Source organism: Burkholderia sp. WSM2232, assembly GCF_000472545.1.
Lineage (GTDB): Bacteria > Pseudomonadota > Gammaproteobacteria > Burkholderiales > Burkholderiaceae > Paraburkholderia.
The window spans coordinates 170,892-186,461 of sequence record NZ_AWZV01000011.1 but is presented as its reverse complement, the minus strand read 5'-3'; the positions used below and the strand labels follow the sequence as shown (position 1 = coordinate 186,461).

The window sequence follows — 15,570 nt, the reverse complement described above, 5'->3', positions numbered from 1 at the left end:
GGCGCGCCAGCCCGGAAGAGTTCGCTGACTGGGGCGAGGCGGCTCGTTGCTGGGCTCGCTAATTGATTCGCTAAGCGGCTCGCGCGAAGTGGTTGCTGAGCGGCGCGCCAGCCCCCAAGAGTTCGCTGACTGGTTCGCTAAGCGGCTCCCTCAGCCGCTCACTAGGCGGCTGACTCAGCGGTTCCCTGATTCGCGCGCCAGCCCGCAAGCGCTCCCGACCCGTTTCGCTATACTGGTTGCCAGCACCCGCACACGCCAACAGCGTAACGATCTGGGGGAGACATGACCGACCTGTCCACGCCGCAGCGCGCCGCCAGCCACGAGCTGCCCGCCGGCCGGCGCCTGCGTTTCGTCACTGCCGCAGCCTTGTTCGACGGCCATGACGCGTCCATCAACATCATGCGGCGCATCCTTCAGGCAAGCGGGGTGGAGGTCATCCACCTGGGCCACAACCGTTCCGTGGATGAAGTCGCGACCGCCGCGCTTCAGGAAGACGCCGACGGCGTCGCCGTCTCCAGCTACCAGGGCGGCCATAACGAATACTTCCGCTATCTGGTCGATCTGCTGCGAGCGCGCGGCGGCGAGCGCATCAAGGTGTTCGGCGGCGGCGGAGGGGTGATTGTCCCCGAGGAAATCGTCGCGCTCGAAAAGTATGGCGTCGAAAAGATCTACTCGCCGCACGACGGGCAGCGGCTCGGCCTGCAAGGCATGATCGACGACATGATCGGGCGATGCGCCGCGCTCGCGCGCCAAAGCGCGGCGGCGCGAGTGGCGTCCCTGGGCGAGGGCGGAGGGCCAGGTGAGGTAGGCGGCTCGCCCACTGTCCACGCGCCCGACACAATCGGCGAATGGATCGACGAGTTGATCGCGGGCTCCGTATCGCACGGCCTTTCGTCCGGACAAGCGCGTGCCGAAGACACAACCCCGGCAACATTTCGCCGCCTCGCGCAACTCATCAGCGCATTCGAAACCGGCGGCATCGGCGCGGCGAAGCGCGACAAGCTCGCGGCTCGGGCACAGGCAGCGCGGATTCCCGTGCTTGGCATTACCGGCACCGGAGGCGCGGGCAAGTCGTCGCTGACCGACGAACTGATCCGCCGATTCCGGCTCGATTACGGCGACGCGCTCACCATTGCCGTGCTCGCCGTGGACCCGTCGCGCCGCAAGTCCGGCGGCGCGCTGCTGGGCGACCGCATCCGCATGAACGCAATCGGCGATTGGGGCGGCGGCGCCCGTGTCTACATGCGTTCCATGGCGACCCGCGAGGCGTCGAGCGAGATATCCAACGCGCTGCCCGACGCGCTGATGCTGTGCAAGGCGGCGGGCTTCGATCTGATCGTCGTCGAGACGTCCGGCATTGGCCAGGGCGACGCGGCAATCGTGCCGTTCGTCGACGAGTCGCTGTACGTGATGACGCCGGAGTTCGGCGCGGCCAGCCAGTTAGAAAAGATCGACATGCTCGACTTCGCCGACTTCGTCGCGATCAACAAGTTCGATCGCAAGGGCGCCGCCGACGCGCTGCGCGACGTCGCGAAGCAGGTTCAGCGCAATCGCGGCGACTTCTCGACAGCGCCCGACGCAATGCCTGTGTTCGGCACGATCGCCTCGCGTTTCAACGACGACGGCGTGAGCGCGCTCTACCGGCATCTCGCGAACGCGTTGCGCAGGCACGGTTTGCGTGAGGGCGGCGGTCGGCTGTCCGCGCCCGCAGACGTGCGGTTTTCGAGCGGCCGCCACGCAATCGTGCCGCCGCAGCGCGTGCGCTATCTCGCGGAGATCGCGCAGACGGTCCATGCTTATCGCGAGCGCGCCGAAGCACAGGCGCAGATTGCGCGCGAACGTTGGCAACTCGCCGAGGCGCGACGAATGCTCGGCGAAGCCGGCACGACACAACCCGAGGCGGCCACTGACGCATCCGCAGCCCGGCTTGCTGCACTGATCGAGCAGCGTACCGCTGCGTTGGGCGAGCGCGAACGCAAGCTGCTCGACGCCTGGCCGCAAACCGTAGCGGCCTATTCCGGCGACGAACACGTGGTCCGCATTCGTGAGCGTGAAATTCGCACGGCGCTTGCCGTCACAACTTTGTCCGGCACGCAGATACGCAAGGTCGCGCTGCCGAAGTTCATCGACCACGGCGAAATTCTGCGCTGGCTCATGCTGGAGAATCTGCCGGGCTATTTTCCGTTCACGGCCGGCGTGTTTCCGTTTCGTCGCGAGAACGAAGACCCGACGCGCATGTTCGCGGGTGAGGGCGATCCGTCGCGTACTAACCGGCGTTTCAAGCTGCTGTCCGAAGGGATGCCAGCCAGGCGTCTTTCGACCGCCTTCGATTCGGTCACGCTGTACGGCGAGGAGCCACACGAGAGGCCGGATATCTACGGCAAGGTGGGTAACTCCGGCGTGTCGGTGGCAACGCTCGACGACATGCATGCGCTCTACGACGGCTTCGATCTGTGCGCGCCGGAAACGTCGGTTTCGATGACCATCAACGGCCCGGCGCCGACCATTCTCGCAATGTTCTTCAACGTTGCAATCGACCAGCAGATCGCGCGCAGGGCGCAGCAACTCGGCCGTCAACTGACCGACGAGGAGCGTGCTGCCACGCGCCGCAGCGCATTGGAAAACGTGCGCGGCACCGTGCAGGCCGACATTCTCAAAGAAGACCAAGGCCAGAACACCTGCATCTTTTCGACGGAGTTCAGCCTGAAAGTGATGGGCGATATTCAGGCGTATTTCGTCGAACACGGAGTGCGCAATTTCTATTCGGTGTCGATTTCCGGCTACCACATTGCGGAGGCCGGCGCGAACCCGATTTCGCAACTCGCCTATACGCTCGCCAACGGCTTCACGTATGTGGAGGCTTATCTCGCGCGCGGCATGTCTATCGACGACTTTGCGCCGAACCTGTCGTTCTTTTTCTCAAACGGCATGGACCCGGAATACACGGTGCTCGGGAGCGTGGCGCGGCGCATCTGGGCGATCGCAATGCGCGAGCGCTACGGCGCGAACGAGCGCAGCCAGAAGCTCAAGTATCACGTGCAGACGTCAGGCCGCAGCCTGCATGCGCAGGAAATCGACTTCAACGATATCCGCACCACGCTGCAAGCGCTGATCGCAATTTACGACAACTGCAACTCGCTGCACACGAACGCGTTCGACGAGGCGATCACGACGCCCACCGAGGAGTCGGTGCGCCGCGCGGTGGCGATCCAGTTGATCATCAATCGCGAATGGGGGCTCGCGAAAAATCAGAATCCGAATCAGGGCAGCTTCGTGATCGACGAGCTGACCGATCTTGTCGAAGAAGCGGTGCTCGCCGAGTTCGACCGGCTGACCGAGCGCGGCGGCGTGCTCGGCGCGATGGAGACCGGTTATCAGCGCGGGCGCATTCAGGACGAGTCGATGCTGTACGAGCATCGCAAGCATGACGGCTCATATCCGATTGTGGGCGTGAACACGTTCCTGAGCGCTCATCCGCACGAAGCGCCGCAGCCCATCACGCTTGCCCGTTCGACGGAAGAAGAAAAGCAGAGTCAGCTAGCACGCCTGCGCGATTTTCAGGCGCGGCACCGCGAGGCAGCGCCTGCCGCGCTCGAGCGTTTGAAGCGCGCCGTGATGGACGACGAAAACGTTTTTGCCGTGCTGATGGATGTGGTGCGCGTGTGCTCGCTCGGGCAGATCACGCATGCGCTTTTTGAAGTGGGCGGGCAGTACCGGCGGAATATGTAGGCGGGTGAAGCGGGAGGCTGGCGGCAGTTCTGGTTGCCGCAACGCACTTCGCCTGGGTTTTCTGCGTTGCGGCTTCGCACTGTCGGCTTCGCATCCGGCCTTCGCATAAGGCCTTCACATCGGACCTTCGCATCGGGCCTTCGCATAAGGCTTTCACATCGGGCCTTCGCATCGGCCCTTCGCATCGGGCCTTGGCATAAGGCCTTCGCATAAGGCCGTCGCATCCCGCCTTCACATCCCGCCTTCGCGGCCTTCAACGCGCGATGCCAAGCCGCGCCTTCGCGTCGTCATACTCCTTCTTCAAACGCGCGACGAGTTCGCTCACGCTCGGCACGTCGTCCATCAGGCCCACGCCCTGGCCCGCGCCCCAGATGTCTTTCCACGCTTTGGCCTTCTCGTTGGCAAAGTTCATCTTGCTCTTGTCCGATTCCGGGAGCGCGTCCGGATCGAGCCCGGCGTTGACGATGCTCTCGCGAATATAGTTGCCGTGCACGCCCGTAAAAAGGTTCGTGTAGATGATGTCCGACGCGCTCGAATTGACGATGGCCTGCTTGTAGCTCTCCACCGCGTGCGCCTCCCTGGTCGCGATAAAACGCGTGCCCATGTATGCCAGATCGGCGCCCATTGCCTGCGCGGCGAGAATCGAGCCGCCGTTCGCAATCGCGCCGGACAGCACGATGGGTCCGTCGAAAATGCGCCGCACTTCGCCCACCAGCGCAAACGGCGAAGTCGTGCCCGCGTGACCGCCCGCGCCCGAAGCCACCAGGATCAAACCGTCGACGCCCGCTTCGAGCGCCTTCTGCGCGTGACGCAGATTGATCACGTCATGCAGCACGATGCCACCGTAGCTGTGCACCGCATCTACGATCTCGCGCGCCGGCGCGCGCAGGCTGGTAATGAAAATCGGCACCTTGTGCTCGACGCACACGCGCACGTCGTGTTCGAGCCGCGTATTCGATTGATGAACAATCTGGTTCACGGCGATGGGTCCGACCAGCGCGCCCGGGTTCGCCGCCTTATGCTCGGCGAGCTGTGCCTGGATGTGCGTGAGCCATTCGTCGAGCAGTTCGGCGGGACGCGCGTTCAGCGCCGGGAAAGATCCGACGATGCCGGCTTTGCACTGCGCCAGCACCAGCTCGGGATAGCTGACAATGAACATTGGCGAGGCGACGACAGGCAGCGCCAGATTTTGCAGAACGGCGGGCAAAGCCATAGTGCGAGTCTCCTGATTGATGAGCCGTGTGCTTGACGCCCACGGTTATTCGTTGAGTGTAGCGGCGCGCGTCATGTTGCGTGCGCTGCGCGGCAGCCGTGCGACTTGCGCCGCGCAGCAGCCGGCAGCAGGTGAATCAGCGGCCCACGTGGCAGCGGCACATGAGGCACCGGCCCAGGTGGCACCGGCCATGTAGCACCGGCCATGTAGCACTGGCCATGTAGCACTGGCCCACGTCGCACTGGCCCACGTCGCACCGGCCCACGTCGCAGCCGCCCCCAAAGAGCAGCATCGCCGCGCGAACCTTTAAGAACGATCGTTCGATTATAGGCCAGGCGTCTACGCTGCGTTCGTATCGTTTAGAACGGTTGGAAGGAAGGTTCTACGCCTGGGTGGGGTATCCCACCGCGCGCGGACACATTGGCCTTTTACAATGCACGAACTCCACACGACGAGAGACCCGCTCATGGCCTTCGAGAATTTCACGCCCTTTCGCGTCGTCGCGGGCGATGCGGATATCTTCGGAGTAAAGGGCGGAGCAGGGCCGCCTCTCCTGCTGCTGCACGGTCATCCGCAGTCGCATCTGATCTGGGCGCGCTGTGCGGCGCAACTGGCTGAGCACTTCACGGTCATTGCCACCGATCTGCGCGGCTATGGCGCATCGGGCAAACCGGCCAGCGACAGCTCGCATACGCCCTATTCGAAACGCGCGATGGCGGCCGACCAGGTCGCGGTGATGCGCCATTTCGGCTTCGAGCGCTTTCTGGTTTGCGCGCACGACCGCGGCGCGCGCGTCGCGCATCGCATGGCGCTCGATCACGCGGATGCCGTCGAACGTCTGATGCTGCTCGACATCGCGCCGACGCTCGCCATGTACGAGGCCACCGACCGCGTGTTCGCCACGCATTACTTCCACTGGTTCTTCCTGATCCAGCCGGAGCCGCTGCCCGAAACGCTGATCGGCGCGAATCCGGCTGCATATGTGGATGCGGTAATGGGCGGCCGTCATGCGGGTCTCGCGCCGTTCGAGCCGGCCTCGCTCGCGGCGTACCGCGCGGCATTGGCGCAGCCTGGCGCGGTCCACGCAATGTGCGAGGACTATCGCGCGTCGGCGGGCATCGACCTCGAGCACGACCGCGCCGACATCGAACGCGGGCACAAGATTGCCTGTCCGTTGCGCGTGTTGTGGGGCGACAAAGGTGTGATCGAAAAATGTTTCGACGCGCTCGCCGAATGGCGCCTCGTGGCGCGCGACGTGAGCGGCCGCTCGCTGCCTTGCGGCCACTACATACCCGAAGAGGCGCCCGAGGAACTGGTCGCCGAAATGCTGTCGTTCTTCCAGGCGATCGAGCGCTAAGGTCGCTCGCTCACGTGCCGCTCACGTGCCGCTCGCCTGGGCGAGCGGCGGCAGGCGCCGCGCGATGGGTGTCGATTTGACGATTGCGGTGCTGGTCTCAGCGCGCTCGGTGACCTTCGAGAGAATTTCGTCGAGCTGTTCGATTGAATGCAGGTAAAGGCGGCAGATGAAGCAATCGTCGCCGGTTACCTTGTCGCATTCGACAAACTCCGGAATTCGCCGGATCACTTCCTCCACCAGGTGCAACTGCCCGGGCAGCGGCTTCACCCGCACGATGGCTTGCAGCGTGAAGCCGAGCGCGCGGGGGGCGAGCTGCACCGTGAAGCGCTCGATCACGCCTTGCGCCTCCAGCCTGCGAATGCGCTCGGCCGTGCTCGGCGCGGACAGTCCGACGAGCCGCGCCAGTTCACTGACCGGGCGGCGCGCGTCTTCGGCCAGCGCAGCGAGCAGCGCGCGGTCGGTTTCGTCGAGCGTGATGGGCGTGACAGGAGTAAGGCGTTTTGACATATCAGCCTTCGAATATGAGGTGCTGTCGGGCGATGGCTTAATTTTATCCATGTTTTCGCGGCTTCGGATTATTTACACTGCTTGCCATGCAGCAATCAATTCGAGGATCGAATCATGGCTTCAAACGAAATCCGCCGCGGTGCCGCGGAGATGAGTATGGCAATGCTGATGTCCGGCACGATTGGCTGGCTGGTCGTGTCGTCGCAGCAAAGCCCGTTCAACGTAGTGTTCTTTCGCTGCATCTTCGGCGGTGCGACGCTCGCGCTCGTGTGCGCGGTGCTCGGCCTTTTCAGACGCCAGCTGTTTTCGTGGAAGATGCTCGGCCTCGCGCTTCTAGGGGGCGCGGCAATTGTCGCGAACTGGGTGCTGCTGTTCGCCGCGTACTCGCGTGCGTCGATCTCGATGGCGACCGCCGTCTACAACACGCAGCCCTTCATGTTGGTCGCGCTCGGCGCGCTCGTGTTTCGCGAGCGTATCAGCGCGTCCACGGTGATCTGGCTGCTGCTCGCGTTCGTCGGGCTCGTGTTCGTCGTCAAAGTCGAGCCCGCGGTGCTGGCAGTGCCGGGGCAGTATCTGGTCGGCATCGGCTATGCGGTCGGCGCGGCGGCCATGTATGCGGTGTCGTCCATCATCACCAAACGTCTGAAGGGCACGCCGCCGCATCTGATTGCGCTGATCCAGGTGTCGCTCGGCGTGGTGATGCTCGCGCCGCTGGTGCGTTTCGATGCGCTGCCCGCGACCGGCGTGCAATGGCTCGAACTGATCGTGCTGGGCGTCGTGAATACCGGCCTCATGTATGTACTGCTGTACGGCGCGATTCAGAAACTGCCCACTGCGATGACCGGCGCCCTGTCTTTTATCTATCCGGTGGTCGCAATCATCGTCGACCGGATTGCGTTTGGGCAGACGCTCGCGTGGATACAGGTGCTGGGCGCGGTGCTGATTCTGCTCGCAGCCGCCGGCGTCAATCTCGGCTGGCGAATCGTGCCGCAAAGGCGGGTGCCCACGGTCTGAAAGCGATCAGCGGGATTGCTGCCGACGCAATGCTACGGATTGCAAAGCAAAACCGCGTATGTTCATATGAGCGGAGCAATGAAGGTGCGGCGGCGAATGTCAACCGCGTTTGGCCGCCCGGCGCGTAGGCGCGGCGTACAGCCGCCGTCAAGCATCTGTAGGGAAATCACCGATGCGGTCCAAAATCGCGCGCGCGTATCATTCAACGAGACGCTGATCACGTCCGACAGAAATTGCGCCGCTCGCCTTAACGGGTTGAGCGGCTTTCTTTTTGGAGTAGCGCTTTCGCGGTTTTTTGCGCTTGCCTGCTGCGCTCTTCGCCCTTTCAGCCTGCTATTGCTCAGACGCGTGTACGGTTGCTCTGGCAACGATCTGCTCGCCGTCCACCGTGAGCGGCCCATTCCCGGCGGCCAGTTCTTCAACAAGTGCTTTCATAAGCGCGGGCCATTCGCCACGCGGTTTCAGCATGGAGGCAGCCGCACGCATGGCCATTGCGTTGTCGAGCATGCGCAACAGCGTCGCAAAGCTCATTGCGCGCACCTCGAGCAGCTTGAAGACGATCAACACCTTTAGCGCGTTCCTGGCGTTGCGAGCGGGGTCGGCGCGCAGCCATGCGAGCCGCGAGAAAGCGCGTTGCAGCGCCTCTTCGACATTTGCGAACGGCGCGCCGTGACCGGGAATCGCGAGGCGCACGTCGAGGGCCGCAATCGTTTCGAGCACGGCCTGCTGTTCCGCAAAGCCGCTCTCGCCTTCCAGTTCCGGAAAGATCACGCCAAAGCCGTTTTCCCAGAGCGCGTCGGCGCTGATCAACACGCGTTCGGCCGCGCAGTACAGCATGAGCGAATGCGGATCGTGGCCGGGCGCGCCGAGCACCTGCCAGTCGAGTGCGCCCAGGCGCAGCGTCGCGCCCGGCGCGAGCGTGCCCGTGAAGGTGAAGCGCTCGCAGGTCTGCCCGGTGGCGCGAAACGTGAGGCGCGCTTCGTCCCAGTCGCGCACGGCCTCGGCTTCCGACGCGGGAATCAGCGTGCGGCATGGCCACGTTGCCTGCAACAGCGCATTGCCGCCGCAATGATCGGAGTGCAAGTGTGTGTTGACGATCAGATCGAGCGGCCGTGCGCCAAGCGCCTGCTGCACGAGCGCACGCGTTTGATGCGCATGCGTTGCATAGCCTGTATCGACGAGTGCGGCGCTCCTGTCGTCGACGATCAGAACATTGTTCGAGGAGAGCCAGCCTCGCTCGAACACGCGCACGGACGCAGGCAGGGCGTTCATGACGTGGCGGCGCCGCTGCCGCAACTGATATTGACGCCGGCGTCGACAGGCGTGCCAGCTTTCGGCATGACCAGAATGGTCGAGGCGCCGACTAAGGCGACTTCGCCGCGCTGATTCGTGACCGTGCCTTCCAGATGCGTGAGGTCGCCGTTCAGGCTCGGCTTCCAGTAAGCATCGCGCACACGCCAGCTCATGACGAGCGTGTCGCCCGCGTGCGCGGCCTTTTTCAGCTTGATGTCGAACTCGAGTCCGAGCGGTTGCGCATAGGTCGAAAAATGCGTGGCGAGCAGCGCCATGAAGTGGGCGGTAGGCTGCGTGCCGGATGCGATAAGACCGCCAAAGCGGCTTTGCGCGGCATACGCTTCGTCATGATGCAGCGGGTTGAGGTCGTTGACGAGCGTGGCGAATGTTTTAACGGAATCGACAGACAACGCGAGAGTCGCGCTAAAGGTCTCGCCAATCGTAACAATACGCGGCGGCGCGTTCATCGCTGCACCTTCGCGTGGCTTGCAACGAACTGTGCATGGCGCGAGTCGAGCGCGTCCCATACCGCGCGTTTCTCGTCGTCGTCGTAGAGCGACCAGCCGGCTATTTCGTCGATGGTGCGCAGGCACCCTTCGCACCAGCCGGTCGACGCGTCCATGCGGCACACATTGATGCACGGCGAAGGCACACTGCCTCCTTTGGTCGCGTGGTGGTTGTCTGCTGCCATCGCGTCAGGCCGTTTCGCGCAGCGCCACATCGACCACCGGCGCACCCGTCAGCGCGATCAGTTCCTGCGCGGTCAGATTGAACACCGCGTGAGGGTGGCCGGCCGCGGCCCACAAGCTGTCGAGCGCGAGCAGATCCTCGTCGATCAGCGTGACCGGTTCGACCGCATGGCCGACCGGACACACGCCGCCAATCGCATAGCCGGTTTTCTCGCGGACGAACTTCGCGTCCGCGCGGCCAATCTCGCCCACCTGTGCCGCGACCTTTTTTTCATCCACGCGATTGGCGCCGCTCGCGACCACCAGCACCGGCGCGTCGTCTTCGCGGCGGCGAAACAGGATCGACTTGGCGATCTGCGCGACGGAGCAACCGAGGCCGGCGGCGGCTTCGGCGGAAGTCTTGCCGGTTTCCGGCAGCATCACGATGCGGCCCGCGTGACCGCGCTCGCGCAACAACAGCGCGACGCGGCGAGCGGAATCGGGCAAGGCGGTCAGGTCGTCGGAGTCGAGAAAAGCGTGGTCCGTCATCGTTTCAGGTCCTGTTGGTTGAGTCTGCCTGGTTCGCAGTGTTCACACACAGTTGGCCGCTTCGCTGCGCGCCTTTGCAAGCAGCGCCTTGCCCGCGCGCGACACGTTCGGCCGGCCTATCGCCGTCGAGATGAAATCGCCGATGGCGACGACCTGCGCGAGGTCGATACCGGTTTGAATGCCGAGGCCGTTCATCAGGTACAGCACGTCTTCGGTCGCGACATTGCCGGTTGCGCCCTTCGCATACGGACAGCCGCCGAGCCCCGCCACCGACGCGTGATAGATCTCGATGCCTTCCTGCAAAGCGGCATAAATGTTCGCGAGCGCCTGGCCGTACGTGTCGTGAAAGTGCCCGGAGAGCCGCTCGCGCGGAAACACGCGGGTCACGGCCTCGAACACTTCGCGCGTGCGGTTGGGCGTGCCCACGCCGATCGTATCCGCGATGTCGATCTCATCGCAGCCGAGCGCCGCGAAGCGCTGCACCACGTCGACCACCGACGCAACCGGCACCTCGCCCTGATACGGGCAGCCGAGCGCGCACGAAACGCTGCCGCGCATGCGCAAACCATGCTGTTTGGCCGCCTGCGCGACCGGCGCGAACCGTTCGATGCTTTCCGCGATGCTGCAATTGATGTTCTTCTGCGAGAACGCTTCGCTCGCAGCGCCGAAGATCACGATCTCGTCGGCGCGTGCGGCGAGCGCCCCTTCGAAGCCGCGCAGGTTCGGCGTCAGCACCGAATACAGCGTGCCGGGGCGCCGCTCGATGCTGGCCATTACGTCGGCGCCGTCGGCCATTTGCGGCACCCACTTCGGCGATACGAACGACGCGGCCTCGACGTTGCGAAAACCCGCTGCGGAGAGCCGGTTGATCAGCTCCACCTTGGTTGCGGTAGGGACGAAATCCTTCTCGTTTTGCAGACCGTCACGCGGGCCGACTTCGACGATCTTCACTTGCTGCGGTACGTTCATGTTGTGTCTCCTCTAGGTGATCCGCGCAACAAACCTGCGGCAGCGGTGCGCCTGATAATAGGGTCGGCGCCGGTCAATATCCGCGCTCGATGTTCACGACACCGCTGACGGCTTCGCCGCGTTCGAGCGCGAGCAGCTTCTGCGCGATCTGTGCGACGCTTTCTTCACGCAACGTGAGCGCCGACACGTGCGGCGTAATTGTGATGCGCGGCTCCTGCCAGAACGGATGATCCGGCGGCAACGGCTCGTGCTGGAATACGTCGAGCGTGGCGGCGGCGAGTTGGCCGCTCGCGAGCGCGTCCAGCAGATCGGCTTCCACGAGATGCGCGCCGCGCGCCACGTTAATCAGATATGCGCCGCGCGCGAGCTTCGAAAAGGTGCGGGCGTTCAGCACGTTCGCCGTATCCGGCGTATGCGGCAGCAGGTTGACGAGTACTTTCAGGCCGTCGAGAAACGCGTCGAACCCGGCTTGCCCGGCGAAGGTCGTGATGCCTTCCACCTGCTTCGTGCTGCGGCTATAACCGCGCACCGGCATGCCGAATGCCGCGACTGTTTGCGCGACATGTGCGCCGAGCACGCCGAGGCCCAGCACGCCGACGCTGAAGGTCTCACGCGGATGCGGGTCGAGCACCTGCCAGCGGCGCTCGCGCTGCAGCGTCTGATATTCGTCGAAGCGGCGCAGATAACGCAGCACGGCGTGCATCACGTATTCGGCCATTTGCGGCGCCATGCCGGTGTCTTCGAGGCGGATCAATTGTGCATTGCGCGGCAGGCTGCCGGGATGCTCGCGCTCCAGCGCGAGAATCGCGTCGACGCCCGCGCCGAGATTGAAGATCGCGCGCAGATTGTCGCGCCCGGCCAGCAGCTCGCGCGGCGGACGCCACACGACAGCGAAATCGGCGGGCGCCGTGTCGCCGGGCTGCCACTCGCGCAGCTCGGCTTGGGGCAGCGCGCGGGCGAAGTCGCGCAACCAGGCCGCGGCTTCATCGTTCGGCATGTAGAAGAGAATCTTCATGCCGCGGCTCCGTTGTGTGAGGACCGGCTCGCGTTCGCGCCGCATGCGCAGCGCACGCGGCAACGCGGCTGCGAAGCTGGCGACGGGTGAGGCGCGGCGCGCGACGCACAAGGCATGAGGGCTCCTCCTATTATGGGTAGGCTTCATTCTACTTTTTCGTCGGCGATTCCGCGCAATTGCGCACGACCGTGCGCCGCGGCCTTTGCCATGCGCTCGCACCGGCCCATAAACAAAGCACAAAAACTTGGTTCGTCCGCACGCCACGCGGCGGGACAATGGCTACCCGGTTCTCTTTCGAGGGACAGACATGCATTCATGCGCAAGATCTCCGTGGCCGCCGCGGCTCGTCACCGTTCCGGGGCTGCATGGCAGCGAGGGTGCCCACTGGCAGACGTGGCTCGAGCGTCAGTTCGCGCGCTCGCTGCGCGTCGAGCAGGCCGATTGGGACGCGCCGGACATCGCCGGCTGGGCCAACTCGCTGTGCGAGTTGCTCGCGCGCGAGCGGGGCCCGTTCGTGCTCGCCGCGCATAGCTTCGGCTGCCTCGCCGCGGCTCACGCTTTGCAGCAGGCATCGTATGCGAACGAGGTGGTCGGCGTGCTGTTCGTCGCGCCTGCCAGCCCGCAAAAGTTTGCGTTCGCGGGGACGTTCGAGGCGCGGCGCCTCGGCGTGCCGTCAATCCTGATCGGCAGCGAAACGGACCCGTGGATGTCGCTTGCCGGCTCACGTGAACTCGCGCAGCGTTTGGGCAGCGCTTTCGTCAATCTCGGTGACGCGGGGCATATCAACACCGCAGCCGGATTCGGACCGTGGCCGAGGGCCAGGTATTTCATCGACACGCTGGTGCACTGCGCCGCGCCGCTGCGCTTTCGCGACGAACCGCTCGAAGTCGCGCAGCATGCGCTGGTTTGACGGTGGGTCGGAAAAAAGCGGCGTATCGACACGCGCGTCGATGCGTCCGGACCGTGCATCGTGTACTCGCGCACCGCGGCGTTCAGGCGCGGCAGCGCAGGGCCTGAACGCGATCCGCTAGAATCCCGCTACACGCCGCGCAATGGCGCGGCCACGGCTTTTTATCATCGACAGCGGGGACAACATGGCAGGCAGGACGGGGACATTGCGCTGGCTGGCGGCCGGCGTCACAGCGATTACGCTAGGCTTCGGGCTTGGCGGTGCATCGGCGGCGTACGCGGATGCGTCGCTGATGAACGTGTCGTACGACGTGACGCGCGAGTTGTACAAGGACATCAATGCTGGCTTTATCGCCGCGTACAAACAGAAAAGCGGCGAGACCGTGTCGATCCGCCAGTCGCATGGCGCGTCGAGCGCACAGGCGCTGTCGGTATTGCAGGGCTTGCAGGCCGACGTCGTGACAATGAATCAGCCGAACGACATCGACCTGCTCGCGGAAAAAGGCCAACTGCTGCCCGCTAACTGGCGCGCCCGTCTGCCGAACGACAGCGCGCCGTACACCACGACGATGGTGTTCCTCGTGCGCAAGGGCAATCCAAAGCACATCAAGGACTGGGACGACCTCGCCAAACCGGGCGTGCAGGTGGTGATCGCGAATCCGAAAACATCCGGCAACGGACGCTATACGTACCTCGCCGCGTGGGGTTATCGCAAGCAGCATGGCGGTACGGACGCGGACGCGCTCAAGTTCGAAAAGGCCATTTTCAAAAACGTGCCGGTGCTCGATACGGGCGGCCGCGGCGCGACGACCACTTTCACGCAACGCGGCATCGGCGACGTGCTGGTCACGTTTGAAAACGAAGTCGCGCTAATGAACAGCGGCGTGGGCGCGGGCAACTTCGAGGCGGTGTACCCGTCGGTGAGCCTGCTTGCAGCGCCGCCCGTGTCGCTTGTCGACAAGGTGGTCGACAAGCGCGGCACGCGCAAGGAGGCGCAGGCTTATCTCGACTACCTGTGGTCGCCCGCTGCGCAGGAGATCATCGCGCAACATCATCTGCGTCCGCGCGACAGCAACGTGCTGGCAAAACACGCTGCCGAATTCAAGCCGATCAAGACCTTCACCGTCGAAGAGATGTTTGGCAGCTGGCAAAAAGCGCAGCAAACTCATTTCTCCGACGGCGGAACCTTCGACCAGATCGTTGTCGACAGGAAGTAACGCGCCTTACGCGGGAGCGCAACCGTGCTCGCAGCCGCTCTTTTCGAGCGGCATTTTCTGGGCCGCCTCGGCGCGGATGCCCAGACGCGAAAGCAGTTTGCGGTCCGCTTCCGCTTGCGGGTTGCTAGTCGTCAGCAACTGGTCGCCGTAGAAAATCGAGTTGGCGCCCGCGAGAAAGCACATGGCCTGCAGCGCCTCGTCCATCTGCTCCCGGCCGGCGGACAGACGCACCATTGCACGCGGCATGGTGATGCGCGCAATCGCGATTGTCCGCACGAACTCGAACGGATCGATCGCTTCCGTGCCGGTCAGTGGCGTGCCTTCCACTTGCACGAGGTTGTTGATCGGCACCGACTCCGGATACGGATCCATGTTCGCCAACTGCGCAATCAGGCCCGCGCGTTCGCGGCGTGACTCGCCCAAGCCGACAATCCCGCCGCAGCACACATTGATGCCCGCGTCGCGCACGCGTTCAAGCGTGTCCAGACGATCCTGGTACGTGCGTGTGGAAATGATCTGGCCGTAGAACTCGGGCGACGTGTCCAGATTGTGGTTGTAGTAGTCGAGGCCGGCCTCGCGCAAGGCTTGCGCCTGATGCGTTTCCAGCATGCCGAGCGTCACGCAGGTTTCCAGTCCCATCGCCTTTACGCCGCGAATCATGTCCTTGATCGGCTCGAGATGCCGGTCTTTCGGATTGCGCCACGCGGCGCCCATGCAGAAGCGCGTCGCGCCGTTTTCCTTGGCGGCTTTCGCGGCGGCGAGCACTTCGTCCACCGGCATCAGCTTGTCCGCTTGCAGGCCCGTGTCGTGATGTACCGACTGCGGACAATACGCGCAATCTTCTTCGCAGCCGCCCGTCTTGATCGAGAGCAACGTGGACAGTTGCACCGTGTTCGCGTCGAAATGCTCGCGATGCGTTTGCTGTGCGCGGAACATGAGGTCGTTGAACGGCAGTTCGTACAACGCGACGATGTCGGCGACACGCCAGCGCGCGAGTTGTTTGCCCGCGAGGGCGGCGTTTGCGTTCGGGTTGGCGTTCGCGTTGCTCGCGGCGGGGGTGCCCGCAGGCGACGCAGCGGTGTTCAGTTGGTTCATGTGTTCAATCCTCATGAATGAATGGGATGTTCGAT

14 protein-coding genes are annotated in these 15,570 nt (G+C 64.2%); 5 read left to right on the top strand and 9 right to left on the bottom strand.

Features of this window, described 5'->3' with window-relative positions:
• Positions 1–282: 282 nt before the first annotated feature.
• The gene (gene icmF / locus F757_RS0112120) at positions 283–3,729 is read left to right on the top strand and encodes a fused isobutyryl-CoA mutase/GTPase IcmF (protein ID WP_027211622.1); all 3,447 of its coding nucleotides are present in this window, start codon (positions 283–285) and stop codon (positions 3,727–3,729) included.
• Between the two features lie 253 nt (positions 3,730–3,982).
• Here the strand turns inward: icmF and F757_RS0112115 are convergent, their stop codons facing one another.
• Positions 3,983–4,942, bottom strand: coding sequence for an NAD(P)H-dependent flavin oxidoreductase (locus F757_RS0112115; protein WP_027211621.1), 960 nt, complete (start codon positions 4,940–4,942; stop codon positions 3,983–3,985).
• A gap of 466 nt (positions 4,943–5,408) precedes the next feature.
• On the opposite strand from F757_RS0112115, the gene F757_RS0112110 reads away from it, so the two are divergent.
• Positions 5,409–6,299, top strand: coding sequence for an alpha/beta fold hydrolase (locus F757_RS0112110; RefSeq protein WP_027211620.1), 891 nt, complete (start codon positions 5,409–5,411; stop codon positions 6,297–6,299).
• Between the two features lie 21 nt (positions 6,300–6,320).
• Here the strand turns inward: F757_RS0112110 and F757_RS0112105 are convergent, their stop codons facing one another.
• Positions 6,321–6,806, bottom strand: a complete 486-nt coding sequence (locus tag F757_RS0112105; RefSeq protein ID WP_027211619.1) for an Lrp/AsnC family transcriptional regulator — start codon at positions 6,804–6,806, stop codon at positions 6,321–6,323.
• Positions 6,807–6,920: 114 nt separating this feature from the next.
• Here F757_RS0112105 and F757_RS0112100 point away from each other — a divergent pair, with 114 nt between their 5' ends.
• Positions 6,921–7,820 carry a DMT family transporter gene (locus F757_RS0112100; RefSeq protein WP_027211618.1) on the top strand — a complete coding sequence of 300 codons (900 nt, stop codon included), beginning with the start codon at positions 6,921–6,923 and terminating at the stop codon, positions 7,818–7,820.
• A 333-nt stretch (positions 7,821–8,153) separates the two neighbouring features.
• Here the strand turns inward: F757_RS0112100 and F757_RS0112095 are convergent, their stop codons facing one another.
• From F757_RS0112095 to F757_RS0112070, 6 genes are all read right to left on the bottom strand, one after another.
• Entirely contained in the window at positions 8,154–9,092 is a 939-nt protein-coding gene (locus F757_RS0112095; protein ID WP_027211617.1) for an MBL fold metallo-hydrolase, read from the bottom strand.
• Positions 9,089–9,580 (bottom strand): MaoC family dehydratase, encoded by a 492-nt coding sequence (locus tag F757_RS0112090; protein WP_027211616.1) that lies wholly within the window; start codon positions 9,578–9,580, stop codon positions 9,089–9,091. The genes F757_RS0112095 and F757_RS0112090 overlap by 4 nt, the downstream gene beginning before the upstream one ends.
• Positions 9,577–9,804 carry a DUF1289 domain-containing protein gene (locus F757_RS0112085; RefSeq protein WP_027211615.1) on the bottom strand — a complete coding sequence of 76 codons (228 nt, stop codon included), beginning with the start codon at positions 9,802–9,804 and terminating at the stop codon, positions 9,577–9,579. Before F757_RS0112085 ends, F757_RS0112090 begins: the two co-directional genes overlap by 4 nt.
• Positions 9,805–9,808: 4 nt before the next feature.
• Positions 9,809–10,330, bottom strand: coding sequence for a YbaK/EbsC family protein (locus F757_RS0112080; protein ID WP_027211614.1), 522 nt, complete (start codon positions 10,328–10,330; stop codon positions 9,809–9,811).
• A 42-nt stretch (positions 10,331–10,372) separates the two neighbouring features.
• Positions 10,373–11,299, bottom strand: coding sequence for a hydroxymethylglutaryl-CoA lyase (locus F757_RS0112075; RefSeq protein WP_027211613.1), 927 nt, complete (start codon positions 11,297–11,299; stop codon positions 10,373–10,375).
• A 73-nt stretch (positions 11,300–11,372) separates the two neighbouring features.
• Positions 11,373–12,314 (bottom strand): 2-hydroxyacid dehydrogenase, encoded by a 942-nt coding sequence (locus tag F757_RS0112070; RefSeq protein ID WP_027211612.1) that lies wholly within the window; start codon positions 12,312–12,314, stop codon positions 11,373–11,375.
• Positions 12,315–12,621: 307 nt separating this feature from the next.
• On the opposite strand from F757_RS0112070, the gene F757_RS0112060 reads away from it, so the two are divergent.
• Together F757_RS0112060 and F757_RS0112055 are read left to right on the top strand one after the other, a co-directional pair.
• On the top strand, positions 12,622–13,224 hold the full coding sequence (locus tag F757_RS0112060; RefSeq protein WP_027211611.1) for an RBBP9/YdeN family alpha/beta hydrolase: 603 nt from the start codon (positions 12,622–12,624) through the stop codon (positions 13,222–13,224).
• A gap of 184 nt (positions 13,225–13,408) precedes the next feature.
• Positions 13,409–14,440: a sulfate ABC transporter substrate-binding protein gene (locus F757_RS0112055; protein WP_027211610.1), complete on the top strand. Its 1,032-nt coding sequence runs from the start codon at positions 13,409–13,411 to the stop codon at positions 14,438–14,440.
• Positions 14,441–14,446: 6 nt separating this feature from the next.
• Here the strand turns inward: F757_RS0112055 and bioB are convergent, their stop codons facing one another.
• The gene (gene bioB / locus F757_RS0112050; RefSeq protein ID WP_027211609.1) at positions 14,447–15,535 is read right to left on the bottom strand and encodes a biotin synthase BioB; all 1,089 of its coding nucleotides are present in this window, start codon (positions 15,533–15,535) and stop codon (positions 14,447–14,449) included.
• Between the last annotated feature and the right edge of the window lie 35 nt (positions 15,536–15,570).